This window comes from Embleya sp. L77, from assembly GCF_055557415.1.
On sequence record NZ_CM145709.1, the window covers coordinates 5,347,037 to 5,371,585 of the forward strand.

Sequence of the window (24,549 nt, forward strand, 5' to 3'; positions counted from 1 at the left end):
TTCGGGCTGCGCGCGTCGATCACTGGGGTGGGCTGGGTCGGGGGCGCTGACGCGCCGAGCCGTGGCCTGACCCGTTGGGTGCGTTCGGCGTTGGGTTGCGCCGTCGATGCTTGCGGGTGCGCGGCTCTTCGGGCTGCGCGCGTCGATTACGGGGGCGGGCTGGGTCCGGGGCGTTGACCGCCGGGGGGTGGGCGTGGCTTGGTGGGTCGGTGTGGGGGTGCGGTGGGGATCAGGTGTGGGTGCGGACTACTTCGACCATGGCTCGGGTGATCTTGCTCAGGTCTTCCGGGGTGATCACGTATGGCGGCATCGTGTAGACGAGTTTGCCGAACGGGCGGATCCAGACGCCCTGTTCGACGAAGGCGGGTTGCACGACGGCCATGTTCACGGGGGCGGCGAGTTCGATTACGCCGATGGCGCCGAGGACGCGGACGTCGGCCACGCCGGGGAGGTCGCGGGCCGGGGCCAGGCCGGTGTGGAGGCCCTCGGAGACGGCGGCGATGCGTTCCCGCCAGGGGGTGGACAGGAGCAGGTCCACGCTTGCTCCGGCGATCGCCGCCGCGAGCGGATTGGCCATGAACGTGGGGCCGTGCATGAATGCGCCGCCCTCGCCGCGGGAGATGGTCTCGGCCACCTCGTCGGTGCACAGCGTTGCGGCCATGGTCAGGTAGCCGCCGGTGAGTGCCTTGCCCAGGCACATGATGTCCGGTGCGATTCCCGCGTGTTCGCACGCGAACAACGCGCCGGTCCGGCCGAAGCCGGTGGCGATCTCGTCGGCGATCAGCAACACCCCGAAGCGCGTGCACAGTTCGCGGATCCGGCGCAGATACGCGGGGGAGTGGAAGCGCATTCCGCCCGCGCCCTGCACGATCGGCTCCAGGACCACGGCCGCGATCGTCGAGCCGTACCGATCCAGCAGATCCTCGATCGCCGCGGTGTCCTCGGTGCGCAGTGCGGTGTCGAACCCGGCCGGTGGAATCGGCGCGAACAGGTGGGCCGGCAGCACCCCGGAGAACAGGTGGTGCATGCCGCCGACCGGATCGCACACCGACATCGCGCCGAAGGTGTCGCCGTGATACCCGCCGCGCACGGTGAGCAGCCGGGTGCGTTCGGGCCGCCCGCGCCCTCGCTGGTATTGCAGCGCCATCTTGAGCGCCACCTCGACGGCGACCGAGCCGGAGTCGGCGAAGAAGACCTTGTTCAGCGGCTCGGGGGTGATCTCCACCAGCCGCCGGGCGAGCCGCACGGCCGGCGGGTGGGTCAGTCCGCCGAACATCACGTGCGCCATCGTGTCCACCTGCGCGTGCGCGGCGGCGTTCAGCACGGGGTGGTTGTAGCCGTGGATCGCCGCCCACCACGAGGACATCCCGTCGACGAGCTCGCGACCGTCGGCGAGCCGCAGCCGAACCCCGTCGGCGCCGACCACGGGGAACAGCGGCGCGTCGCCCTCGGTGCTCGCGTACGGGTGCCAGATGTGCCGCCGGTCGTGGGAAACCAGTTCGTCGCCGTAGGCCGCGTCGTAGTGCTCCATAGGCCAGGCACGCTATCGGAGTGCGAGAGGCGGCTCGGAATCGGCCGCCTCCCGCCCGTGTCCGCGACGCCCGCCCGGCCGCCCCGCCGGATCGACGCGCCGAACTCGTTCAGATGCCGCTGACCGGCACGGATCCGGCGGCCAGCAGGTTGCGCCGACCCGCCTCGCTCAGCGCGGCGGCCAACTCGTCGTTGCCGGTGTGGATGCCGATCGTGCCCACCGGGGCGGCGAACAGGAGCACCACGCCGTGCGTCTTGGCCGCGTTCAGCCATGCCTCGGGCACCTCGGCCGGGGTCTGCGCCTGCCACCACGCCTCGGTCCGGCCACCCGCGCCCGGGAAGAGCACCGCGGTCAGGTAGCCGTCGGTCATCTGCACCGACCAGCCGCCGAGCAGCGGCGGCAGGGTCTCGTCCGGCGTGGCGATCGGCGCGAACCCGCGCTCGCCGAGCAGGGAGAGGAACTCGTCCTGCGCACCGGGGGTGCCCGGGCGGGCCACGGCCGCCCCGGGCTCGACCACCAGCGCCGCGTAGGTCACGCCCGCGCACACCACCATGCTGCCGGTGATCGAGATCGGCACCGGCCCGCCCGGCACCACCGTCTGCACCGCGAGCCCGGGATTGGCCTGTGCCGCGAGCAGCGGCTCGACCGCCGCCTCGGACACCGGGATCACCTGCGAGGGGATGCAGCGCGTGTGCGCGAACGCGAGCACCGCGGTCTCCTCGGCCAGGTACAACAGCGCGCTGGTCTCCACGGAGGTGGTGTCGCCCTCGCCGCGGCACGAGGCGCACGCGTAGGTCTGGGGGCCGGTCTCCCCGGCCACCAGGCGGGCGGCCTCGTCGTCGCCGATCTCGGCGCGGACCTCGGGGCTGACGTCGAGCAAGCGTGACACGGAAGGCTCCATCGGTAGGGGGGCGTGCAACAGTGGGGTTCGCCGTCTGCGTTCTCGCGCCGGGACGTTACCGCGTGGTGACGTTGTGTCACCTGGAGAATGCGGGAACGTCACCCCTATGGGGCATGTGCGCCCCGGCCGCGCCACGGCCATTCGGGCGATGGCCGGTTCGTGTGCGACGGTGGACGTCGACGTTTCGGCGTCGGGTACGCGTTCGATGACCGAGAGGTATGAATATGTCGATGTGATCACGTCATGATCACCACGGGATCACGGCCGAAAGGCCGCTTGAAATCGGGTGATCCATGGATTGATTCGGACATATGCGAACGCGTTCATGAGATGAGAATCTCCATATGTTTCTCATCGGAATGGCTCGGGCAAGTCACGCCCGGTAACAAATGCGGGATACAACTTTCTCCGGGCCCGCCCCGGAAAAAGGCGTTCGACCCCGGACGTGCGCCGCTGCCGTGACGTTTCTGCGGCGGCCGTACTCCCGCGTCCACAGCCCGCGGCGCCGGTGCCCTCATCACGGCGGTGCTCCGGCCCGGAACCGAAGTCAACGGTTCCGTTCCCCCGCGGCCCTAATGACGAGGTATGTGTGTCCAGACTCAGGGCCGAAGGCCTGTACAAGATTTTCGGCCGGCGCGCCGACGATGCGGTCCGGCGACTCCGCGCCGGCGAGAGCCGTGACGACGTACGCAAGAGCAATGCCACCCCGGCCGTCATCGACGTCTCGTTCGACGTCGCCGAGGGCGAGATCTTCGTGGTGATGGGCCTGTCCGGTTCGGGCAAGTCGACGCTGTTGCGGATGCTCAACGGTCTCCTGGACGCCACCGCCGGCGCCGTGTACATCGACGACCGGGATCTGACCTCGTTGCCCGCCAAGGAGTTGCGCGACGTGCGCGCCCGGCGGATCAGCATGGTCTTCCAGCACTTCGCGCTGTTCCCGCATCGCACGGTGCTGGAGAACGCCGGTTACGGGCTGTCCGTGCAGGGGGTGCCGGCGGCCGAGCGCGATCGACGAGCCCGCGAGGCTCTGGCCCTGGTCGGCCTGGCCGGCTGGGAGGAGTCCGCGCCGGGCGAGCTGTCCGGCGGCATGCAGCAGCGGGTCGGCCTGGCCCGCGCGCTCGCCACGGACGCCGACATCCTGCTGATGGACGAGTCGTTCAGCGCGCTCGACCCGCTGATCCGGCGCGAGATGCAGGATCAACTCCTGGAACTCCAGGAGAAGCTGCACAAGACCATCGTGTTCATCACGCACGACCTCAACGAGGCGATGCGCCTCGGTGACCGGATCGCGGTGATGCGTGACGGCCGGGTGGTCCAGATCGGCACCGCCGAGGACATCCTGACCGACCCCGCCAACGACTACGTGGCGTCCTTCGTCGCGGACGTGGACCGTACCCGGGTGCTGACCGCCGGTTCGATCATGGAGGACTCGCGCGCCACGGTGACGTGCGGCGAGGGGCCCCGGGTCGCGATGCGCACGATGCGCGAGGCGCAGACCACGGCGGCCTTCGTGGTGGACTCGCGCGAGAACGGCCGCCGACTGCTGGGCGCGGTCACCGACGCCGCGGTCACCGAGGCCGCGCGGATCGGCGACCGGAGCATCCGGCCCGATCCGACCCTGGACGTGGTCACGGTGACCCCGCAGACCCCGGTCGCCGAGCTGTTCACGCCGTGCGCGGAGAGCAGGTTGCCGCTCGCGGTGGTGGACGAGGCGATGCGACTGGTCGGGGTGATCCCCCGGGTGAGCCTGCTGGCCGCGCTCGGCAACGCCGCGCAGGGCGGATCGGGCGACACCGAGGGCGGCACGCTCGGCGTGACCGACACGGGCAGCGTCAAGATGCTGGTGCCCGCGGGGCCTTCGGAGAAGCTGATACCCGCCGGCGCCGCGGAGCGGTCCGTCCCGATCGACCCGCGGGTGCCGGCTCCGGCCGGCGAGCGGGTCGTGCCCGAGGGCGAGGTGCCTGACCATGCCTAGGATTCACCTGGGCGACTGGGCGGAGAGCCTGGTCGACTTCATGCGCGACCACTTCTCGTGGTTGTTCGACTTCATCCAGAGCGTGGTGGGCGGCGCGATCACCCACCTCGCCGACTGGCTGACCGACTCGCCGCTGCCGGCCGTGGTCGTGCTGTTCGCGGCCATCGGCTGGGCGGTGCGGGGCCTGCTGTTCGGGTTGCTCGCGGCGGTGGGCTTCCTGCTCATCGACGGCCTGGACATGTGGCAGCCGGCGATGTCCACGCTGGCCCTGGTGCTGGTCTCGGCGGCGGTCGCGCTGCTGATCGCGATCCCGCTGGGCATCCTGACCGCGCGCAGCCGCGCGGTGGGCACCGTGGTCAAGCCGGTGCTGGACTTCATGCAGACGATGCCCGCCTTCGTGTACCTGATCCCGGCGATCACGTTCTTCGGTATCGGTGCGGTACCGGGCGCCGTGGCCACCGTGGTCTTCGCGCTGCCGCCGGGCGTGCGGATGACCGAACTGGGCATCCGCAGCGTCGACGCGGAGATGGTCGAGGCCGGTGAGGCGTTCGGCACGAGCGAGTGGAAGATCCTCAAGGACATCCAGTTCCCGCTCGCGCTGCCGACCATCATGGCCGGCGTCAACCAGGTCATCATGTTGTCGCTGTCGATGGTGGTCACCGCCGGCATCGTCGGCGCGGGCGGCCTGGGCAGCGAGGTGTTCGGCGCGCTGTCGAACAACAACGTGGGCCTGGGCGTCGAGGCCGGTGTCGCGGTGGTCGTGCTCGCGATCTACCTGGACCGTACGGTCAGTGCGGCCGGACAGCGGGTCGAGGCCCGGGCCAAGCGCTCGGCGACCGAGCGTTCGGCCGACGGCTTCACGCCCAAGTGGCTGCTGGACTGGCGTCCGCGCCCGGTCGTCGCGGTCGGCGGCGTGGTCGCGGTCGCGCTCGTCGCGGGTCTGCTGGGCGGCTTCGGCCTCGGCGCCACGGACAACGGTCGAAAGAAGATCACGATCGGCTGGATCCCGTGGGAGGAGGACGTCGTGGTCACCCACATGTACAAGCAGTTGTTGGAGAAGCGCGGCTACGACGTGACGCTCAAGCAACTGGACGTGGGCCCGCTGTTCCAGGGCATCGCGCGCGGCGACATCGACCTCTTCCTGGACGCGTGGTTGCCCACGCTGCACAAGAAGTACATGGACGAGTACGGGCCCAAGCTCGAAGAGATCGGGCAGTGGTACGACAACGTCGACGTGCAGCTCGCCGTCCCGAAGAACCTCCCCTACAACTCGGTCGAGGATCTCAAGGGACACGAGAAGGAGTTCGGCGGCCGGATCGTCGGCATCGAGCCGGGCGCGAACATCATGGACCTGACCGAGAAGAAGCTGATCCCGGAGTACGGGCTCGACTTCGACCTGGTCAAGAGCAGTACACCCGCGATGATCGCCGAGTTGGACCGGCAGATGGCGGCGGGCAAGCCGATCGTGGTGACGATGTGGCGCCCGCACTGGGCGTACACGAAGTACGACATCAAGCCGCTGGCCGACCCGAAGCAGTCCTACGGTGCGCCGGGTTGGATCAGTTCGATCGGTCGCAAGGGCTTCGCGAAGGACTTCCCGCAGGTGAACACCTGGGTGAAGAACCTCAAGCTGGACGACTCGGTGCTCGGGCCGCTGGAGAAGAAGGTCTTCGTCGACTTCGAGGGCAAGCCGAACGCCGCCGCCGAGGGCGTCAAGGCCTACCTGAAGGAGAACCCGGACGTCGAGAAGAAGTTCCTGGCCGACCTCCCGCCCGCGGGCGGGGAGCAGCCGAAGCCGGAACAGGGCGGCGGACAGGGCAAGACCGCCCAACCGCAGTCGCTGCCGGCGCCGACCCGGGAGTCGGCGGGGGTGCGCTGACGGGCGGTCGCCTGCGTGCGTGACCCGGGCCTGGCGCGACTCGGTCGTGCCGGGCCGGGCGTCACCCACGTGAGGGACGGCCGGCGCCGCGATCCGGCCGGATCGGCAGGCTGCCGCGGGTCACCGACACGACCGGGCGCATCGACGACGGGGCCGCCGCACGCATACCGTGCGGCGGCCCCGTCGTCGATCAGCGGCGGATCTGCCAGTCGGCGTTCGGGGCGATGGGTTCGCACTTGTAGCCCCAGCGCGAGGCGCCGTTCGCGAAGTCCTTGAAGAACGTCTCGGTGGGTTGGCCCAGGGTCCGACCGGGGGGATCCTCGCCGTTGTGCCGGCTGAGCTGGTAGGCGACGGTGTGGCCGTCGCACATGCCCAGCACCTTGCCCTCGACGGTGCCCGCGAGTTGGGCGTCGTTGGGCACGCCGCCGGTGGGCAGCCGCTCGGACAGGGCGGCGCGTTCGCCCGGGATCTCCGCGCCGGGAGCCAGGTAGCCGTGCACGATGGCGAAGGACAACACCCGCTTGCCGTCCAGGAACAGATCGCAGCCCTGGATCGCGCCGGGCCCCTCGGGAGTGGCCGAGGCGGTCCAGCGGGCGCGCTGTTCGCCGGCGGCCTGCGGGCCGAGCGCGGCGGGTTCGAGCATGCCGCACACGGGCGCGTCGGTGATCGGCTTCGGCTCTTCCGCGGGCTTTATCGGGCCGGGCCGCGGCGTCGGCTTGGCATCGCACCCGGCCGCCTTGGCCACGCCGTTGGCGAGGTCGACGGCCAGATCGGCCAACTGCTGCCGCCGGTCCGGCGGAGCCGGCGCGCCGGCCGGTCCGATCGTGCGGGCGCGCACCAGCATCGGCACCGGCTGCTCGACGTTCTGCACCTTGCAGTTCTGCACGAGCCACGCGTCGTCCGCACCGGCCATGCCGTACAGATCGTGGTCCTTGTCGCCCAGCGGGGCGGACCCGGTCGTGGTCAACCCGGGCAGTTGCACCCGCTCGGCGCCCGCCATGTTGAACAGGTACGCCGAGCCGATGAAGGACTGATCACCCGCGGAGACCTGGCAGCGCAGCACCGGATAGTGCTCCAGCGGCGGCTGGTCCTCGCTGGTGAACGCGGGCGCCGCCGGCAGCACGGCGGTCACCGCCGAGGTCGGCAGGATCCCGGCGCACACGGTGGCGCCGACCGGGGTGGTCCCCGAGCCGGTGGGAGTGACCGAGGTGGGCTCGGCGGTCGGCGAACCGGTGCTCGAACAACCGGCGACGAGCACGCCGGCGGTCACCAGGCTCGCCACGGATACGGCCGGACGCAGCCTGGAGCGAAGCATGCGGCCCAGGATATCGGGCCGCTCACGCGCGGTTTCCCTTCACCCACCAGCCGGTCAGCGCACCCGCCGCGAAGGTGCCGGCCAGGACGATCCAGATCGGCGCTTCGACGGTGGGGATCCAGAACCGGATCGTCGCCGAATCGGTGTTGGCCAGCACGAACCAGACGGCCAGGACGACGATCGCCGCGATGCCGATCGTGCGGTAGGACACGCCGCCGATGTTGCCGCCCGCTGCGCCGGATCGAGGGGTCTTTGCCATGCGGTGATGCTATTTGCGTGATCACTCGATCACGCTGAGGCGCGCCGACTTGACCATCTCTTGAAAGTTGCTTGCAGCAACAAAGGACGCTATGGTTGTACCAAGCAACGAGTGTCGGGGGTGGGGAAGCCGCGTCCGGGCGCAGAGCATCCGAGGCAAGCAGAGCAAAGGGGAAGGTATGACCGACGCACCGGCCGCGGACGTGGCGGCGCAGCCGATGTCGCATCGGCAGATCATGGAGGCCCTGTCCGGGCTGCTCCTGGGCATGTTCGTGGCGATCCTGTCGTCCACGATCGTCTCCAACGCGCTGCCGCGGATCATCTCCGACCTGCACGGCAGCCAGACCTCCTATACCTGGGTGGTCACCGCGACGCTGTTGGCGATGACCGCGACCACCCCGATCTGGGGCAAGCTCGCGGACCTGACCAGCAAGAAGCTGCTGGTCCAGCTCGCCCTGGTGATCTACGTCGCGGGCTCCGCGCTGGCCGGCCTCTCGCAGAACACGAGCATGCTGATCGGCTGCCGGGTGATCCAGGGCGTCGGCGTCGGCGGCCTCACCGCCCTCGCGCAGGTGATCATGGCTGCGATGATCTCGCCGCGCGAGCGCGGTCGGTACAGCGGCTACCTCGGCGCCACGTTCGCGCTCGCCACCGTCGGCGGTCCGCTGATCGGCGGTGTCATCGTGGACACTCCGTGGCTGGGCTGGCGCTGGTGCTTCTACGTCGGCGTGCCGTTCGCGGTGGCCGCGATCGTGATCCTGCAGAAGACGCTCAAGCTCCCGGTGGTCAAGCGTGAGGTCAGCATCGACTACCTGGGCGCGACGCTGATCAGCGCCGGTGTCTCGGTGCTCCTGGTGTGGGTCTCGCTCGCGGGCAAGAACTACGCCTGGATCTCCTGGCAGACCGCCGCCATGGTGCTCGGTTCGCTGCTGCTGATCGCACTGGCGATCCGGGTCGAGGGCCGGGCGAAGGAACCGATCATCCCGCTGTGGTTGTTCAAGGAACGCACCATCGTGCTCGCCGTGCTCGGCAGCCTCGCGGTGGGTCTGGCGATGATGGGCTCGTCGGTCTTCCTCAGCCAGTACTTCCAGATCGCGCGCGGCAAGTCGCCGACCGTCTCCGGTCTGATGACGCTGCCGATGATCGGCGGCCTGGTGCTCGCCTCGACCGTGGTCGGCAAGCTGATCACCGCGACCGGATTCTGGAAGCGCTACCTGGTGATGGGCGGCATCTCGCTGACCATCGGCCTGGGTCTGATGAGCACCGCCCGCGCGGACACCAACCTGTGGGTGCTCGGCGGGTACATGTTCCTGCTCGGCATGGGCGTCGGGGCGCTCCAGCAGAACCTGGTGCTCGCGGTGCAGAACGCGGTGCCGATCCACCAGCTGGGCGCGGCCAGTTCGGTCGTCGCGTTCTTCCGCAGCCTGGGCGGCGCGGTCGGCGTCTCGGCGCTGGGCGCGGTGATGGCGACCAAGGTCACCGGCTACCTGTCCGACGCCGGGCTGAAGTCCGGGGCGGGTGGCGGGGCCGGGATCCCGAACGTGCACCACCTGCCGGAGCCGGCGCGTGGCATCGTGGAGGCCTCGTACGGCCACGCGGTCGGCGACATCTTCCTGTTCGCGGCCCCGTTCGGCCTGCTCGCGCTGGTCGCGGTGCTGCTGATCAAGGAGGTCCCGCTGCAGACCGCGCAGGCGGTGGTGGTGGCCAAGGCCGAACCGCAGGCACCCGCGGCGGGTGCCGAGGTCTCCGGGAAGCCGGGGGCGCCGGCGGTCGCGGAGGCGATCGCCTCCGAGTCCGACTCGGAGTCGACGTCGGTACGGATCGACAAGGTCGGGGCGCGGACTTCGTAGCCTCCTCGTACACAGCTCAGGGCGGTCCCGTGCGGGGCCGCCCTGAGCTGTGTTCGGGGTCCGGACCCGGGACCGGCCGGACTCAGTACTGGTAGAACCCGCGCCCGGTCTTCTTGCCGAGCAGCCCCGCGTCGACCATGCGCAGCAGCAGCGGCGGCGAGCTGTACAGCTGCTCCTTGAACTCGTCGTAGAGGCTGTCCGCGACCGCCTTGATCGTGTCCAGACCGATCAGGTCGGTCAGCCGCAGCGGCCCCATCGGGTGCGCGCAGCCGAGCACCATGCCGTTGTCGATGTCCTCCGCCGAGGCGAAGCCGGACTCGAACATCCGGATCGCGGAGAGCAGATAGGGCACGAGCAGCGAGTTGACCACGAAGCCGGCGCGGTCCTGCGAACGGATCACCGTCTTGCCCAGCACCTCGCCCGCGAACGCCTCCGCGCGGGCGGCCGTCGTCTCGTCGGTGAGCAGCGAGGGCACCAGCTCGACCAGCTTCTGCACCGGCACCGGGTTGAAGAAGTGGATGCCGACGACCTGCTGCGGCCGGGCCGTGGCCATGCCGAGTTTCATGATCGGAATCGAGGACGTGTTCGAAGCCAGGATCGCGTCCTCGCGCACCACGACCTTGTCCAGCGTGGCGAAGATCTGCGTCTTGAGCTCTTCGAGCTCGGCCACGGCCTCGATCACCATGTCCCGATCGGCGAAGTCGCCCAGGTCGGTGGTGTAGGTGATCCGGGCCAGCGCCGCGTCCCGATCGGCCTCGGCGAGCTTGCCCGCCTTCACCCCACGATCGATCGACTTGGTCACCCGAGCCTGCCCGGCCTCCGCCGCGGCCTTGCTCGTCTCCGCCACCAACACGTCCAGCCCGGCCTTGGCACAGACCTCGACGATCCCGGACCCCATCAGCCCGGCCCCTACCACCCCTACACGCCGTACATCGGACACCGCGTACTCCTCGCTCCACTTGCTGCCGTCAGCCTCCTCGGCATCCTCTCAGGTGAGCGTCAGCGGTGGTCGATCCGTACGACGGGTTGGCCGGTGAGCTGGGCGATGACCTCGAAGTCGCGGTCCGCGTGCAGCAGTACGAGGTTGTGTCGAGCCGCCGTGATCGAGACCACGAGGTCCACGACGCTTGCGCATTCATGCTGCGACTTCTCCCTGAGACGCAGGTGTAACGCTGCGGCGTCGGTCCATACCGAATCAGGTAAGTGAAAGTGGGGCAGCATCTCCTTCGTGAGCTTGTCGAGGGCCTCGCACGCCGCCTGTCCACCCGTGCCACGGAGGAACTCAAGTCGGATCGGTTCGCACAGGCCGACGCGTCCGGCCGCGAATGGCTGATGCCATGCTTCGCTGGTCTGCCCGCGGTAGAAGCGCACGAGCGCCGAGGTGTCCGCAAGGTATGGATCCTGGCTCACTGCGATTCCTGCGGGGGCCCGTACTCTTCGGGCAGCCCGAGCACTTCCATGTTCAAGGCACCCTCTGCGACCAGTTCTCTTATCCGCTCGATGGCTACCGTGCGACGCTCGATTTCGGCGGCGGCCATTCGTCGTAGGGCCGTGTTGATCGTGTCGCGCGTCGTCGTGGTGCCCAGCATTCGAGCGACTACGGCCAATGCCTCGTCGTCGATGTCGATCAATGCCTCGGACACGTTCGTTCCTCAGGACGCGCCTTCCGGGTCCATCCGAATGAGGGATCCCCCTACGCCACCCTCAGTGCGGCGCCGCGTCCATGTCCGGCAGCGGATATGGGAACTTGGCGCTCACCGCCCCGTCCACCGTCAGGGTCTGGCCGCTCACGTAGCGGGAGAGGTCGCTGGTGAGGAAGAGGAGGGGGCCGGCGATGTCGGCGGGCAGGGCCACGTCGCGCAGGGGGGCGTTGGCGGCGTTGGCGGCGCGGCCCGGTTCGCCGAGGTAGGCGGAGACGCGGGGGGTCCAGACCACGCCGGGGGCGACCGCGTTGACCCGGACGCCGGCGGGGCCCAGTTCCACCGCGGCCGAGCGGACCAGTGAGATCAGGCCCGCCTTGGCCGCCCCGTAGGCCGCGTGCATCGGGGCGCCGGTCAGGCCGGAGACCGAGGCCACGAAGGTGATCGCGCCGCCGCCGTGTGCGGCCAGGTGCGCGCCGCCCAGTTGCAGGGCGAGCAACGCGTGTCGCAGCACGATGTCCTGGTGCCAGGTCCAGTCCTCGTCGGTGGTGCAGAGCAGGTCGGCGTACCTGCTCATGCCGATGATGTCCACGATCGCGTGTGCTCGGCCCAGCCGCGCCTGGACGTCGGCCCACAGCCGGGTCACGTCCGTGCGCGAGGTGGCGTCGCCGGACCAGGCGATGCCGTCGACCTCCGCGGCGATGTCCTTCGCCAGGTCCGGTTCGCGGTCCACCGCGAACACCCGCGCGCCGGACTGGGCGAGCGCGTGCGCGGTCTGTCGGCCGATGCCCTGGCCTGCGCCGAGCACGACGACGCCGCGTCCGTCGAGCCGGAGTCGGGCCGGGTAGTCGGGCACCTCGGAGTCGTCGGTTCGGGTCATGGCGCCGACGCTAGGCAGGACCTGACGCACTGTCAATCATGGTTCGGGAGTTGGTCGGCAGCGGAACTGACGGTCTGTCAATCGTCCTCGCGCCGTGGCAATGTTTGACCCAGGCAATAAAAATCCCCGGCGGGCGAGAACGAAGGAGTTCGGCATGGGCGAGCACATGGGCCACGGCGTCAAGCAGCGCGATCGGGTCCGGATGACGGACGAGGAGGTGGCCGCGTTCCTGGCCGAGCGGCACTCGATGACCATGTCCACGCTCAACGCCGACGGCAGCATCCACTCGATCGGCATGTGGTACGGCTTCCTGGAGGGCGAGGTCGCCCTGGAGAGCAAGGCCCGTGCGCAGAAGGTGCTCAACGTGCGCCGTAACCCGACCATCACGTGCCTGGTCGAGGCGGGCGAGTACTACGAGGAGCTGCGCGGCGTGTCCATCGTCGGCAAGGCCGAGGTGGTCGAGGAGCCGGAGCGGATCTGGGAGCTGGGGGTGAGCGTGTTCGGTCGCTACGCGGCGCCGTACACCGAGGAGATGCGCCCGGCCGTGGAGATGATGCTGAACAAGCGCGTGGTGATCAAGGTCGTCCCGGACCGGGTCGTGTCCTGGGATCATCGCAAGCTCGGCCTGCCGTCCACGCGCCCGAGCTGACCACCGCCCCCCGCCCCCGCGCCGGCGGCTCGGGTGTGCGCTCGGCGGCCGGTTCGCCATCCGGGCCGCCGACCGCGCGTGCGGACGCGGATCTGGCGACGCCGGATCCAGTCAGGTAGCCTGTCCGCTTACTTGATCGAGACAAGTATTGGTGAGGGAGTACACAGTGCCGATCGGATTCGCCACCGAGCATCGGGCGTTCGCGGAATCGGTCGCCGGTTTCGTCGCTCGCCACGCCTCGATCGAGGCCACCCGTCGAGCCGCCGACGAACTCTCCGCCGGTGCCCTCCCGGACTGCTGGGGCACGCTGGTCGGCCAGGGCCTGACCGCCGTCCACCTGCCCGAGGAGCACGGCGGCGCGGGCGCGGGCGTGCTCGAGCTCGCCGTCGCCCTGGAGGAGGCCGGCCGCGGCCTGCTGCCCGGCCCGTACCTGCCCACCGTGCTGACCAGCACCATCCTGGCCCGCTGCGCCGGCCCCGAGGTCGGCAAGGCGCTGCTGCCGCGGTTCGCCGAGGGCGCCACCGGCGCGGTCGCCATCGCGCCGAGCCTGACCGCGCACCGGACCCGGGCCGGCTGGGCGATCGACGGCGCCGCCGAACCGGTCCTGGGCGCGGTCGGCGCGACCCACCTGCTGCTCGGCGCGCGGATCGACGGCGACCCCGAGCGGGACGAGCAGATTTGGTTCGTGGTCGAGCCCGCCGGCGAGGAGACCGTCGAGGTGCTCCCGCTGGACCCGGTCGACCTCGCCCGCGGCGTCGCCCGGGTGCGCACGCACGGGCTGGAGATCACCGCATCCCGGGTGCTGACCGGGATCGACGCCGCCAACGTGCGCGACCTGGCCGCCGTGCTCGCCGCCGCCGAGGCGGTCGGCGTGGCCCGCTGGTGCTTCGAGACCGCGCTCGCCTACGTCAAGATCCGCGAGCAGTTCGGCGTCGCGGTCGGCTCGTTCCAGGCGATCAAGCACAAGGCCGCCACCTTGTTCACCCGGCTGCAACTGGCCACGGCCGCGGCCTGGGACGGGGCCCGGGCCGCCGACGACACCGTCGCGGACGCCGACGAGCAACTGCGCCTGGCCGCCGCCGAGGCCGCCGTGGTCTGCCTGCCGGCGGCCCGCGAGATCGCCCTCGACTGCATCACCATGCTCGGCGGCATCGGCTTCACCTGGGAACACGACATCCACCTGTACTGGCGCCGCGCGGTCTTCCTGGCCCAGTGGCTGGGCCCGGCGGGGGAGTGGACCGCACACCTGGGCCGCGCCGCACTGGCGAGCGTCGGCGGCGGCCCCACCCGACGCTTCGACCTCGAACTCGACGAGGGCGACATCGCCGCCTTCCGGGCCGAGGTGGCCGCGCACCTGGCCGAGGCGAACGCCCTCGCCGAGCCCGCCCGTCGGCGGCGCCTGGCCGAACTCGGCTACGTCTCGCCGCACTACCCGAAGCCGTACGGCATCGCCGCGAGCCCGGCCCGACAGGTGGTCATCCAGCAGGAGTTCGCCCGCATCGGGCTGACCCCACCGAGCACGATCATCGGCGAGTTCGCACTGCCCACGATCATGGAGCACGGCACCGACGCGCAGCGAGACGCCTACGTGCCGGCCACGCTGCGCGGCGAGATCATCTGGTGCCAGCTGTTCAGCGAGCCGGGCGCCGGCTCCGACCTGGCGTCGCTGAGCACCCGTGCCACGAAGGTCGAGGGCGGCTGGCGGCTGAACGGTCAGAAGGTGTGGAACTCCAAGGCGCACGAGGCGCACTTCGGCATCTGCCTGGCGCGCACCGATCCGGACGCGGCCAAGCACAAGGGCATCACCTACTTCATCGTGGACATGGCCACGCCCGGCATCGACGTGCGCCCGCTCAAGCAGTCCAACGGCCAGTCCGAGTTCAACGAGGTCTACCTCGACGACGTGTTCGTGGCCGACGACCAGGTGGTCGGCGAGGTGCACGCGGGCTGGCGGATCGCCCGCACCACACTGGCCAACGAGCGGGTGATGATCGCCGGCGGCCCGGGCATGCAGGCGTTCGGCAGGCTGCTCGACGACATCGGCGAGACCGCCGCCGCGGCGGACGACGCGCTCGCGAGCCGGCTGGGCACCTTCGCGGCGGAGCACTTCGCGCTGCGTGCGCTGACCCTGCGCTCGACGCTCCAGCAGTTGTCCGGGCTCAACCCGGGCGCCGCCTCCAGCGTGCTCAAGCTCGCGGTCACCGAGCACCAGCGGGCCGTGGTCACCGCCCGCCTGGACCGGATCGGCGCGGCCGGCACCCACCACGACGACCTCGGAGGCGAACTGCTCACCGCCTACCTCTCGCTGCCGGCCGTCCTGCTGGGCGGCGGGACCCGGGAGATCCAGCTCAACGTCGTCGCCGAACGCATCCTGGGCCTGCCCAGAGGCTGATCCGGCCGGCGCCCCGCCCGCGCCGCGCCCCCGGCGACCGGCTTTTCGTCCCGGCAACCGGCGATCGACCACCGGCTGTCAGTGCTTTCCACGGCTACCAGGGAGACCACGTGCACATCGCCTACACACCCGAGCAGGAGGACCTGCGGCGGGAACTGCGCGAGTACTTCGCGCGGATCATGACCCCGGAGATCCGGGCCGAGCAGGCCGCGGGCGAGACCAGCCTGATGGGCAAGGACGGCGCGTACTGCCGCGTCGTCAAGCAGATGGGCGAGGACGGCTGGCTGGGCATCGGTTGGCCCAAGGAGTACGGCGGCCAGGACCGCACGATGCTGGAACAGCTGATCTTCACCGACGAGGCCACCCTGGCCGGCGCGGCCGTGCCGTTCCTGACCATCAACACCGTCGGCCCGACACTGATGGAGTACGGCACGCGGGAGCAGCGCGACTTCTTCCTGCCCAGGATCCTCGCCGGCGACATGCACTTCTCGATCGGCTACTCCGAGCCGGGCGCGGGCACCGACCTGGCCGCGCTGACCACCAAGGCGGTTCGGGACGGCGACGACTGGATCATCAACGGCCAGAAGATGTGGACCTCGCTGATCCACGTCGCGGATTACGTCTGGCTGGCCGCGCGCACCGACCCCGACGCGCCGCGGCACAAGGGTCTGACCATGTTCCTGGTGCCCACGAACGCCGAGGGCTTCTCCTGGACCCCGATCAAGACCATGGGCGGCCAGACCACGTCGCAGACCTTCTACGAGAACGTGCGGGTGCCCGCGTCGGCGATGGTCGGCGAACTCAACGGCGGCTGGAAGCTGATCACCGGCCAGCTCAACCGCGAGCGGGTGGCGCTGTGTTCGGCCGCGGCCATCCAGCTCGCGCTGCACGAGACCCGGCGCTGGGCCGAGCGGGCCGTGCTGCCGGACGGCTCCCGGGTGATCGACCGCGAGCACGTGCAGGCCAACCTCGGCCGGGTGCACGCCAAGGTCGAGTTCCTCAAGCTGGTCAACTGGAAGATCGCCTGGTCGGTCGACCACGGCACCAAGGTCGGCCCCGCCGACGCGTCGGCGACCAAGATCTTCGGCACCGAATTCGCCACCGAGGCCTACCGGTTGCTGATGGAGTGCATGGGCGAGGACGGCTACCTCCAGCAGGACTCGCCCGGCGCGGTGCTGCGCGGCCGGCTGGAGAAGATGCACCGCACGGCGCTCATCCTCACCTTCGGCGGCGGCACCAACGAGGTACAGCGCGACATGATCGCGATGCTGGGCCTCGGCCTGCCCCGACCGCCCCGCTGACCCGCCGTCACCACGCTGACAAGGACAGGTGAAATGGACTTCGGTTACACGGAAGAACAGCAGGACCTGGTGGGCCTGGCGGGGCGGATCCTCGGCGAGCGGGTCACCCACGAGGCGCTCACCGCGCTGGACAAGAGGGTCGAGCAGGAGGGCGCCCCGCGCTTCGACCGCGACCTGTGGGCGGAGCTGGCCAAGGCCAACCTGCTCGGGATCGGGCTGCCGGAGGAGTTCGGCGGCTCCGGCTACGGCGTCTTCGAGCAGTGCCTGATCCTGGAACAGATCGGCCGCACGCTCGCGCCGGTGCCGTTCGGGCCCTCGATCGCGGTGGCCGCCTCGATGTTGAACCGGCTGGGTACGGACGAACAGAAGGCGGCCTGGCTGCCGGGTGCCGTGGACGGCTCGCGGATCCTGACCTACGCGCTCGCCGAGCCGTTCGGCCGGGACGGTGCCGCGCCCGCCACCAAGGCGGTGCACACGGACGGGGTCTGGCGCCTCGACGGGGTCAAGACCGGGGTGCCCGCCGCGACCGTCGCCGACCTGATCCTGGTGTCCGCGGACGCGGACGGCCACGCCGCGGTGTTCCTGGTCGACCCGAAGGCCGCGGGTGTGCGGATCGAGGCCCAGCTGACCACGGCCAAGGAGATCGCGGGGCTGGTCACCCTGGAGCACGCCGTGGGCACGCCGCTCGGCGGTCCCGACGCGGCACTCGACCTGCGCGACCGGGCCACCCTGGCGCTGTGCGCGACCCAGCTCGGGGTGACCGAGAAGGCGATGCGTGAGACCGCGAAGTACGCGAGCGAGCGCGTGCAGTTCAAGCGCCCGATCGGTTCCTTCCAGGCGGTGGGCCACCGGCTCGCCGACGCGTACATCGACGTCGAGGGCATCCGGCTGACCACGTGGCAGGCCGCCTGGCAGGTCGCCGAGGGACTGGACGCGGGCGAGGCGATCGCGACCGCGAAGTTCTGGGCGGCCGACGGCGGACACCGCGTGGCCCATGCGGCGGTGCACGTGCACGGCGGCATGGGCGTGGCCGAGGAACACTTCGTGCACCGCTACTTCAACCACGCCAAGCAGCTCGAACTCTCGCTCGGCGGCGCGACCGAGCAGGCGCTGCGGATCGGCGCCGGCTTCGCCGCCACGGCCGCGGGCGAGTTCGCCTGATCCGGCCGACCGGACCCCGCCTTCGGCCCGGCCGCGCCGGCGCCGCATCCCTGTGATTCCTGGAGACGAACAGAACATGAGCGAACCCCACGCCCTGGTCGAGCGGGACGGCCACGTCCTGATCATCACGATGAACCGCCCGGAGGCCCGGAACGCGGTCACCGGCGAGATGATCGAGATCCTGGAGGCCGCCTGGGACGAGGTCAACGACAACCCGGAGATCCGGGTCGCCATCCTCACCGGTGCCGGCGGCGCGTTCTGCGCGGGCGCCGACCTGAAGGCGATGAGCCGGCGTGCGCCGGGCGACGCGTTCAAGGGCGGCGAAGGCAGGCCGGCCATGGACATGTCCGTGATGAAGTGGTGTCTCAAGGGCTTCACCCTCACCAAGCCCCTGATCGCCGCGATCGAGGGTCCCGCCATCGCGGGCGGCACCGAGATCCTTCAGGCCACCGACATCCGGGTGGCCGGCGAGTCGGCGCGCTTCGGCGTGTCCGAGGTCCGCTGGGGTCTGTTCCCGCTCGGCGGGTCGGCGGTGCGCCTGCGCCGTCAGATTCCGTACACTGTCGCCGCCGACCTGCTGCTCACGGGCCGCCACATCAAGGCGCCCGAGGCCAAGGAACTCGGTTTGATCGGGCACGTCGTGCCGGATGGCGGCGCACTGGAGAAGGCGAAGGAGATCGCCCACCAGATCGCCGCCAACGGTCCGATCGCCGTTCAGGCAGTCCTGCGCGTTCTGCGTGAAACCGACCAGTTGACCGAGGAAGATGCGTTCAAGCTGGAGTCGCAGATCGGAATGCGGGTGTTCATGAGCGACGACGCCAAGATCGGTCCGCGAGCCTTCGCGGAGAAGAAGACCCCGGAGTTCAAGGGCACCTGATGTGCCATCGGAAGACTTCGGCATGAAACGGGCCCGCCGGGTCAGGGACGGCAATCCCCCGGCGGGTCCTCATCATGTCGACGCACGAGCGGTCAGCCGGGTTGCATCGGATGCCGAGGCAATCTCGGCGCCGACGCGGGCACCCGCCGGCCCCGGATCTCCCGGGCGAGTTCGACCGCGGCCAGCACGCCGAGTGCGATCCACAGGGCGACCATCATGTGCTCGTCGCCCATCGACGAGCACGACCAGCCGGTCAGGGCCGCGAACAGCCAGAACGCCGCGATGTAGAGGCCGGGGGTGTCCCGCCGGCGCAGGAAGGCGACCAGGAAGATCAGCGCGAGCAGCGCGAACGATGCGATGCCGGCGAACTCCTGGCTGGTGAGATCGCTCGCGTTCCAGTGGTCGGAGTCGCCGTAGGCGGTGAAGGTCTGTCGTCGGTAGGCGCGGCGATACAGCGGCGAGAACAGCGCCGCGGCCAGTACGGCGAGCGGCCCCCACACCAGCAGCACGGCCAGTCGGGCCGACCACAGCAGCGCGGCGGCGGCGAGCACGGCGACGGCCGGGCACAGCTGGTTGAAGCCCTTGAACCCGTCCGGACGCACGCTCAGCCACGTGGCCGCCAGCAGCGCGCCACCGGCGACCGCGAGCAGACCGTCGCCGGTGAGCCGGAACCGGATCGCCCACGGGCCGCCGCCGGACCGCTGCGGCGCCGAGCCGACGGACGGCGGGATGCCGGGCATTCGGGGCGGACCCGGTGCGGGCGAGGCCGGGGGAGGGGGCGCCGGCGTTCGGTCGCCGGCGGTGTCCGGGACCGGGGCCGGGGTCGGGGTCGGGGTCGGTTCGGTGGTCGGTTCGGTCGCGCGACTCGTCGGGCGGGCGACGTTCGGGTTGCGGGTGGTGTCGGGGGCGGGTGTGCCCGACGCCGATCGGGTTCGGATGTCCTCCAGCGCCGCGAGCAGCCGACTCGCGGTCGGGAACCGGTCGTCGGGGTGCTTGGCCAGCAGGCGCAGCACCAGCGCGTCCAGGTCCTCGGGCACCTGCGGGCGCATCGCGGACGGCGGGGTGGGCGGCTTGGCGAGGTGCTGGTGCATCACCGCGAACGGCGAGTCGGCCAGGAACGGAGGCCGTCCGGCGAGCAGTTCGTAGATCAGCGCGCCGAGCGAGTACAGATCGGTGCGGGCGTCCACGTCCCGGCCCTCGATCTGCTCCGGGGACAGGTAGGCGGGGGTGCCCACGGTCATCCCGGTCGCGGTGAGCCGGGTGGTGGTCTCCGCGAGCACCTTGGCGATGCCGAAGTCGAGCACCTTCACCCGGCCGGACGAGGTCAGCATGATGTTGGCCGGCTTGAGGTCGCGGTGCACGACGCCGTGGCCGTGGCTGTGCACCAGCGCGTCGGCCACGTCACGGGCGATCGCCACGGTACGGCCGATCGGCAGCGGGCCCTCGTGCAGCGCCTCGGCCAGCGTGCGACCGTCGACGAACTCCATCACCAGGAAGGGCGTCGGTTCGCCGTCCGTGGTGTCCTCGCCGACGTCGTACAGCGTGGCGACGCCCGGGTGCGAGAGCGCGGCGACCGTGCGGGCCTCGCGCCGGAACCGGTCCCGGAACTCCTGCTGCCGGGTCAGTTCGGCGGGCAACACCTTGACCGCGACGGTGCGGCCGAGTTCGCGGTCGACGCCGCGCCAGACCACGCCCATGCCGCCGTGGCCGACCGGCTGGGCCAGTTCGTACCGTCCCCCCAAAACGCGCATGTCTCCCCCCGGAGCTGGGTGCGTGGCGTGCCTGGACGCGCGGGTCTTCGCGGGCCTTCGCGGGCGTGCGGGTACGTGCGGGTGCGCGGGCCGGTGCGGACGCACGGGTGTGGAGCCGCCGGTGATTTCGGGACTTTCCAGGCGCGAAAGTACCGCTCGGAGGGGAGGCCCCGACAGCGCTTTGCCGGATCATGGCGAACCTATTCTTTTGATCGAGTCAAGGGTAAGTTGACTCGACCCTGCTTCGACCCGGACCGGATCCGTGTTCGGATCCGGCTTCGGAAGCGCCCGTTCATCCGCCGTGGGAGCCGACCATGACGCCCGTCAGCCCGTCGTTCAACCTCGCCGACCTCTTCGAGATCGTGGTGGACGCGATTCCCGACCGCACCGCGCTGATCGCGGGCGAGGTGCGACTGACCTACCGTGGACTCGACGAGCGGGCCAACCGCGTCGCACACCACCTGCTCGACGCCGGGATCGAGCCCGGCGACTTCGTCGGGATCCACGCGTGGAACCGCGCCGAGTGGATCGAGGCGATGATCGGCTGTCACAAGGCACGGGCCGTGCCGATCAACATCAACTACCGCTATGTCGAAGCGGAGTTGCGCTACCTGTACGAGAACTCGGGCATGGTCGCGGTGGTCGCCGAGCGGTCGTTCGCGGGCGCGACGCAGGCGATCCGGGCCGATTTCCCGGCGCTGCGGCATGTGTTGATCCTGGAGGACGGCTCGACCGAACCGGCCGAGGGCATGGTGGCCTACGAGGACGCGCTCGCCGCGGCCTCGCCCGAACGCGGCTTCGGCGCGCGCAGCGGGGACGACCTGTACGGCCTGTACACCGGCGGGACCACCGGCATGCCCAAATGTGTGTTGTGGCGTGGCGAGGACATCTTCTTCGCGGCCCTGCAGGCCGGTCGCGGCGCTCGGCCCAAGCTGGAGACGCCGGGCGAACTCGCGGACACGGTGCGGGAGTCGGCTGGGATGACCACGCTGGGCCTGGCGCCGATGATGCACGGCGGCGGGCAGTGGTCGATGTGGAACACCTTCTACATGGGCAACACGTTCCTGATGTGGACCGGGCGCGCCTTCGACGCCGACACCGTGATGGCGCTGGCGGCCCGGGAGCGGGCGTTGTCGATGGCGGTGGTCGGCGACGGGATGGGCAGGCCGCTGGCGGACTGGCTCGCGGCCAACCCGGACACCTACGACCTGTCCGCGCTCAAGGCGATCAGCAACGGCGGGGCGCCGATGAGCACCGCGGTGCGCACCGCCCTGGAACAGGCCGGCGTCTTCGTGATCGACAGCTTCGGTGCCTCCGAGACGGGCGCCGCGACCCGGCAGACCGGCGCGCCGGGCACGGGCACGCGGTTCGCCTCGTCGGCGACCACGACCGTGCTCGACGACCGCCTGATGCCGGTCGAGCCGGGCTCCGGCGACGTCGGCCGACTGGCGGTCAGCGGGCACATCCCGCTGGGCTATCACGGCGACGAGGAGAAGACCCGGGCCACCTTCGTCAAGGACGCGGCCGGGCGCCGCTGGGTGTTGCCGGGCGACTTCGCGCAGCTGGAGAAGGACGGCAGCATCATCCTGCTCGGGCGCGGCAGCGCGACCATCAACACCGGTGGCGAGAAGGTCTATCCGGACGAGGTGGAGGGCGCGCTCAAGTCGCACGCGGACGTGTTCGACGCGGTCGTGGTCGGCGTCCCGGACCCGCGCTTCGGACAGGCCGTCACCGCGCTCGTGGTGCTGCGCGAGGGCACCGCGCCCGCGCCGGAGGCGATCACGGCGCATGCCCGCACGCAGATCGCGGGCTACAAGACGCCCAAGCGCATCCACTTCGTCGAGTCCATCCCGCGCACGGCGGCGGGCAAGGTGGACCTGCGGGCGGCCAAGGCGCGGGCGGAGGAACTGTCCGGGTAGGCGGGTGGGTCGGGCGCCGGGGGTGCCCCGGGGTCGGGGCCGGCGCGCGGGTGCGGGTCGGTTCGCGGGTCGGGTGGGGCCTGCGCGGTGTTCCGGGCGGGTGGGTGCCCGCCCGGGCTTCAGCTCAGTACCCGGGTCAGGGTGTGGATCAGCAGGCCGACCAGGGCGCCGACGACGGTGCCGTTGATCCGGATGAACTGGAGGTCGCGCCCGACGTTGATCTCGATCTTGCGGCTGGTCTCCTTCGGATCCCAGGCGCCGACGGTGTCGGTGATCAGCGCGGTGATCTCGTCGCGGTAGGTGGTCACCACGTACACGGCGGCCTGCTCGATCCAGCGGTCCGCCTTGCCCCGCACGCGCGAGTCCTCGGCCAGCCGGCCGGCCAGCGAGCGCACGGCGGCGTTGACCCGGCTGCGCAGTTCGCTGTCCGGGTCCTCGGTGGCCTCGACCAGCATCGCCCGGGCGGCGCCCCACACCGATGCGATCAACTCCTGGACCGCCGGGTGCGCGACGGTGCGATCCCGCAGCCTCTCTATCTGGGCGATCATCGCCGGATCGTGCTGAAGGTCGCGGGCCACCTCGGCGAGGAAGTTGTCCACCGCGACCCGGGCCGGATGCCCCGGGTCGTCCCGCACCGCGCCCGCGAATCGCACCAGTTCGCGGTGCACCTTGTTGGCGATCTGCCGATCCAGGAAGCGCGGCGACCAGCCGGGGGACTCCTCGTCGACCACCCGCAGGACGGCCTCGCGGTGGTGCTCCAGCCAGTCGTGCGCCTTCGTCGCGACCAGGTCCACCAGGCCCCGATGTGCACCGTCGCGCACCAGCCGGTCGAGCAGTTCGCCGATCGGCTGGGCCACCGCCTGGGCGGAGACCCGACGGGTGATCGCCTGCCCGAACACGCTCTGCACGTCCTCGTCGCGCAGCACGGTCAGCGCCGCGCGGGCCAGTACGCCCAGTTGGTCGGTGACCCGCTCGGCGTGCCCGGGGGCGGCCAGCCAGGTGCCGGCGCGCCGGGAGACGTCCATCCGGCGCAACCGCTGCCGCACCACGGCGTCGGAGAGGAAGTTCTCCCCGACGAACTCGCCGAGATTGCGCCCCAGCGCGTCCTTGCGGGTCGGGATGATCGCGGTGTGCGGAATCGGCAGCCCCAGCGGCCGGCGGAACAACGCGGTCACCGCGAACCAGTCGGCCATCGCGCCGACCATCCCGGCCTCCGCCGCGGCCTGCACATATCCGGCCCAGGCCCCGGCCCCCCGCGCCTCGGCCCACCGCGCGAGCACGTACAACACGATCGCGAACACCAGGAACCCGGTGGCGATCACCTTCATCCGCCGCACGCCCCGAAGCTTCTCCACCTCCGCCGCGGTACGAACCACCCCACCGGGGGTGGGACGGTGCGGAGCGGGAGGCACGGGTTCCGCGAGATCTTCCATGACCGTCATTCTGATGATCTGCCCACGTCGGATGCGCTCACGACACCACAACGACGACGTGGCCCTCCTCATGTGTGCACTCGTAGGAGGCGATGGGTATAACACGTGGGTTATATTTGTTCGGTGTCATGGGAAATCTGCCTGCTCGAACCGGTGGAGAGCTGGTTCCTGAAGCTGTGCGAGACCGATGCGGAATCGGCGGCCCTGATCGTGGAGGCCATCGATCTCCTGGCTCGGCGTGGGCCGACTCCGGGTCGTTCGCTCGTGGATACCTTGCAAGGGAGTCGCCTGCCGAACCTCAAGGAATGACGCCCGGCATCCCGGCGCCGCACCGAGATTCGCATACTGTTTGTTTTCGATCCCGATCGACAGGCGATTTTCCTCGTGGCCGGCGACAAGGCCGGTCAGTGGTCGCGTTGGTACCAGGAAGCGATCCCGCTCGCGGAAGCCCGCTATCGGGAGTACCGCGAGGAGCGGAAGGAGGAGCGATCATGAGTCCCGCACGCCGCTGGCAGGACGTCAAGGCCGATGCCCACCGAGTCAACCCCACGCTCGCCGACCCGGGCGTGCGGTCACGCGCCCGGGCGGACCCGGACGCCTACGTCGTCGGTTTCCATCTGAAGGAACTCCGCAAGGCGTTGGGGAAGACGCAGGCAGAGGTGGCGGCCGTGCTCGGCGTGTCGCAATCGCGCGTTTCCCAGATCGAGACCGGGGACCTCGACGCCATGGAGTTGGAGACCCTGCGCTCGTACGCGGCTGCGTTGGGCGGTCGCCTCGACGTGACCGTGAACATCGGCGACGTGTCCTTTCAAGTGGCCTGAGGCCCGTGCCGATTCG

Annotated in this window: 21 protein-coding genes and 1 pseudogene; 12 read left to right on the plus strand and 10 right to left on the minus strand. The window is 70.6% G+C overall.

The annotated features are described in order from the left end of the window. Positions 1 to 229: 229 nt before the first annotated feature. Positions 230 to 1,531: an adenosylmethionine--8-amino-7-oxononanoate transaminase gene (gene bioA, locus ACZOOI_RS22930; protein WP_465277570.1), complete on the minus strand. Its 1,302-nt coding sequence runs from the start codon at positions 1,529 to 1,531 to the stop codon at positions 230 to 232. A 109-nt stretch (positions 1,532 to 1,640) separates the two neighbouring features. After that, complete coding sequence (locus ACZOOI_RS22935) at positions 1,641 to 2,420, minus strand: hypothetical protein (protein WP_391586929.1); 780 nt, start codon at positions 2,418 to 2,420, stop codon at positions 1,641 to 1,643. A 601-nt stretch (positions 2,421 to 3,021) separates the two neighbouring features. On the opposite strand from ACZOOI_RS22935, the gene ACZOOI_RS22940 reads away from it, so the two are divergent. Further along, the gene (locus tag ACZOOI_RS22940; RefSeq protein ID WP_465277571.1) at positions 3,022 to 4,407 is read left to right on the plus strand and encodes a quaternary amine ABC transporter ATP-binding protein; all 1,386 of its coding nucleotides are present in this window, start codon (positions 3,022 to 3,024) and stop codon (positions 4,405 to 4,407) included. Continuing rightward, the gene (locus ACZOOI_RS22945) at positions 4,400 to 6,286 is read left to right on the plus strand and encodes an ABC transporter permease/substrate binding protein (RefSeq protein WP_465277572.1); all 1,887 of its coding nucleotides are present in this window, start codon (positions 4,400 to 4,402) and stop codon (positions 6,284 to 6,286) included. Before ACZOOI_RS22940 ends, ACZOOI_RS22945 begins: the two co-directional genes overlap by 8 nt. Before the next feature lie 190 nt (positions 6,287 to 6,476). Here ACZOOI_RS22945 and ACZOOI_RS22950 read toward each other — a convergent pair whose 3' ends face one another. Both ACZOOI_RS22950 and ACZOOI_RS22955 read right to left on the minus strand, forming a co-directional pair. Next, positions 6,477 to 7,601, minus strand: a complete 1,125-nt coding sequence (locus ACZOOI_RS22950) for a hypothetical protein (RefSeq protein ID WP_465277573.1) — start codon at positions 7,599 to 7,601, stop codon at positions 6,477 to 6,479. Positions 7,602 to 7,623: 22 nt separating this feature from the next. Further along, positions 7,624 to 7,860, minus strand: coding sequence for a LapA family protein (locus ACZOOI_RS22955; RefSeq protein WP_396007114.1), 237 nt, complete (start codon positions 7,858 to 7,860; stop codon positions 7,624 to 7,626). A gap of 217 nt (positions 7,861 to 8,077) precedes the next feature. On the opposite strand from ACZOOI_RS22955, the pseudogene ACZOOI_RS22960 reads away from it, so the two are divergent. Next, positions 8,078 to 9,676, plus strand: a pseudogene (locus ACZOOI_RS22960) (MDR family MFS transporter); the annotation flags it as partial. Between the two features lie 115 nt (positions 9,677 to 9,791). Here ACZOOI_RS22960 and ACZOOI_RS22965 read toward each other — a convergent pair. The 4 genes from ACZOOI_RS22965 to ACZOOI_RS22980 all read right to left on the minus strand — a co-directional run bounded on the left by ACZOOI_RS22965 (position 9,792) and on the right by ACZOOI_RS22980 (position 12,229). Then, positions 9,792 to 10,649 (minus strand): 3-hydroxybutyryl-CoA dehydrogenase, encoded by an 858-nt coding sequence (locus ACZOOI_RS22965; protein WP_465277574.1) that lies wholly within the window; start codon positions 10,647 to 10,649, stop codon positions 9,792 to 9,794. Positions 10,650 to 10,708: 59 nt separating this feature from the next. After that, positions 10,709 to 11,119, minus strand: a complete 411-nt coding sequence (locus ACZOOI_RS22970; protein WP_465277575.1) for a PIN domain-containing protein — start codon at positions 11,117 to 11,119, stop codon at positions 10,709 to 10,711. Then, entirely contained in the window at positions 11,116 to 11,352 is a 237-nt protein-coding gene (locus ACZOOI_RS22975) for a type II toxin-antitoxin system VapB family antitoxin (protein WP_465277576.1), read from the minus strand. The genes ACZOOI_RS22970 and ACZOOI_RS22975 overlap by 4 nt, the downstream gene beginning before the upstream one ends. Before the next feature lie 61 nt (positions 11,353 to 11,413). Then, a complete protein-coding gene (locus tag ACZOOI_RS22980) occupies positions 11,414 to 12,229 on the minus strand; it encodes an SDR family NAD(P)-dependent oxidoreductase (RefSeq protein WP_465277577.1) in 816 nt (271 codons plus the stop codon). Between the two features lie 154 nt (positions 12,230 to 12,383). Between ACZOOI_RS22980 and ACZOOI_RS22985 the strand changes: the two genes are divergently transcribed. The 5 genes from ACZOOI_RS22985 (at position 12,384) to ACZOOI_RS23005 (ending at position 18,609) form a co-directional block, all read left to right on the plus strand. Next, a complete protein-coding gene (locus tag ACZOOI_RS22985) occupies positions 12,384 to 12,878 on the plus strand; it encodes a pyridoxamine 5'-phosphate oxidase family protein (protein WP_465277578.1) in 495 nt (164 codons plus the stop codon). 166 nt (positions 12,879 to 13,044) lie between these two features. Continuing rightward, positions 13,045 to 15,270 carry an acyl-CoA dehydrogenase gene (locus tag ACZOOI_RS22990; protein WP_465277579.1) on the plus strand — a complete coding sequence of 742 codons (2,226 nt, stop codon included), beginning with the start codon at positions 13,045 to 13,047 and terminating at the stop codon, positions 15,268 to 15,270. Between the two features lie 110 nt (positions 15,271 to 15,380). Then, positions 15,381 to 16,571 (plus strand): acyl-CoA dehydrogenase family protein, encoded by a 1,191-nt coding sequence (locus ACZOOI_RS22995; RefSeq protein WP_465277580.1) that lies wholly within the window; start codon positions 15,381 to 15,383, stop codon positions 16,569 to 16,571. Positions 16,572 to 16,604: 33 nt separating this feature from the next. Then, on the plus strand, positions 16,605 to 17,732 hold the full coding sequence (locus ACZOOI_RS23000) for an acyl-CoA dehydrogenase family protein (protein ID WP_465277581.1): 1,128 nt from the start codon (positions 16,605 to 16,607) through the stop codon (positions 17,730 to 17,732). Between the two features lie 76 nt (positions 17,733 to 17,808). After that, positions 17,809 to 18,609 (plus strand): crotonase/enoyl-CoA hydratase family protein, encoded by an 801-nt coding sequence (locus tag ACZOOI_RS23005; protein ID WP_391586941.1) that lies wholly within the window; start codon positions 17,809 to 17,811, stop codon positions 18,607 to 18,609. A 92-nt stretch (positions 18,610 to 18,701) separates the two neighbouring features. On the opposite strand, the gene ACZOOI_RS23010 is transcribed toward ACZOOI_RS23005, so the two are convergent. Continuing rightward, positions 18,702 to 20,360 (minus strand): protein kinase domain-containing protein, encoded by a 1,659-nt coding sequence (locus tag ACZOOI_RS23010; protein WP_465277582.1) that lies wholly within the window; start codon positions 20,358 to 20,360, stop codon positions 18,702 to 18,704. A gap of 314 nt (positions 20,361 to 20,674) precedes the next feature. Here ACZOOI_RS23010 and ACZOOI_RS23015 point away from each other — a divergent pair, with 314 nt between their 5' ends. Continuing rightward, positions 20,675 to 22,279 (plus strand): acyl-CoA synthetase, encoded by a 1,605-nt coding sequence (locus ACZOOI_RS23015; protein WP_465277583.1) that lies wholly within the window; start codon positions 20,675 to 20,677, stop codon positions 22,277 to 22,279. 119 nt (positions 22,280 to 22,398) lie between these two features. On the opposite strand, the gene ACZOOI_RS23020 is transcribed toward ACZOOI_RS23015, so the two are convergent. Further along, positions 22,399 to 23,712 carry a DUF445 domain-containing protein gene (locus tag ACZOOI_RS23020; RefSeq protein WP_465277584.1) on the minus strand — a complete coding sequence of 438 codons (1,314 nt, stop codon included), beginning with the start codon at positions 23,710 to 23,712 and terminating at the stop codon, positions 22,399 to 22,401. A gap of 123 nt (positions 23,713 to 23,835) precedes the next feature. On the opposite strand from ACZOOI_RS23020, the gene ACZOOI_RS23025 reads away from it, so the two are divergent. From ACZOOI_RS23025 to ACZOOI_RS23035, 3 genes are read left to right on the plus strand one after another with little or no spacing between them, the layout of a single operon-like run. Further along, a complete protein-coding gene (locus tag ACZOOI_RS23025; protein WP_465277585.1) occupies positions 23,836 to 24,021 on the plus strand; it encodes a hypothetical protein in 186 nt (61 codons plus the stop codon). A gap of 27 nt (positions 24,022 to 24,048) precedes the next feature. After that, a complete protein-coding gene (locus ACZOOI_RS23030) occupies positions 24,049 to 24,207 on the plus strand; it encodes a type II toxin-antitoxin system RelE/ParE family toxin (RefSeq protein WP_465281264.1) in 159 nt (52 codons plus the stop codon). Continuing rightward, entirely contained in the window at positions 24,204 to 24,533 is a 330-nt protein-coding gene (locus ACZOOI_RS23035; protein WP_465277586.1) for a helix-turn-helix domain-containing protein, read from the plus strand. The genes ACZOOI_RS23030 and ACZOOI_RS23035 overlap by 4 nt, the downstream gene beginning before the upstream one ends. Positions 24,534 to 24,549 lie beyond the last annotated feature (16 nt).

Excerpts from the sequence above, each read along its gene's own strand:
- bioA (WP_465277570.1), bottom strand. The coding sequence starts at position 1,531 with ATGGAGCACTACGACGCGGCCTACGGCGACGAACTGGTTTCCCACGAC.
- ACZOOI_RS22945 (WP_465277572.1), top strand. The coding sequence starts at position 4,400 with ATGCCTAGGATTCACCTGGGCGACTGGGCGGAGAGCCTGGTCGACTTC.
- ACZOOI_RS22950 (WP_465277573.1), bottom strand. The coding sequence starts at position 7,601 with ATGCTTCGCTCCAGGCTGCGTCCGGCCGTATCCGTGGCGAGCCTGGTG.
- ACZOOI_RS22955 (WP_396007114.1), bottom strand. The coding sequence starts at position 7,860 with ATGGCAAAGACCCCTCGATCCGGCGCAGCGGGCGGCAACATCGGCGGC.
- ACZOOI_RS22980 (WP_465277577.1), bottom strand. The coding sequence starts at position 12,229 with ATGACCCGAACCGACGACTCCGAGGTGCCCGACTACCCGGCCCGACTC.
- ACZOOI_RS22985 (WP_465277578.1), top strand. The coding sequence starts at position 12,384 with ATGGGCGAGCACATGGGCCACGGCGTCAAGCAGCGCGATCGGGTCCGG.
- ACZOOI_RS23000 (WP_465277581.1), top strand. The coding sequence starts at position 16,605 with ATGGACTTCGGTTACACGGAAGAACAGCAGGACCTGGTGGGCCTGGCG.
- ACZOOI_RS23005 (WP_391586941.1), top strand. The coding sequence starts at position 17,809 with ATGAGCGAACCCCACGCCCTGGTCGAGCGGGACGGCCACGTCCTGATC.
- ACZOOI_RS23010 (WP_465277582.1), bottom strand. The coding sequence starts at position 20,360 with ATGCGCGTTTTGGGGGGACGGTACGAACTGGCCCAGCCGGTCGGCCAC.
- ACZOOI_RS23015 (WP_465277583.1), top strand. The coding sequence starts at position 20,675 with ATGACGCCCGTCAGCCCGTCGTTCAACCTCGCCGACCTCTTCGAGATC.
- ACZOOI_RS23020 (WP_465277584.1), bottom strand. The coding sequence starts at position 23,712 with ATGGAAGATCTCGCGGAACCCGTGCCTCCCGCTCCGCACCGTCCCACC.
- ACZOOI_RS23035 (WP_465277586.1), top strand. The coding sequence starts at position 24,204 with ATGAGTCCCGCACGCCGCTGGCAGGACGTCAAGGCCGATGCCCACCGA.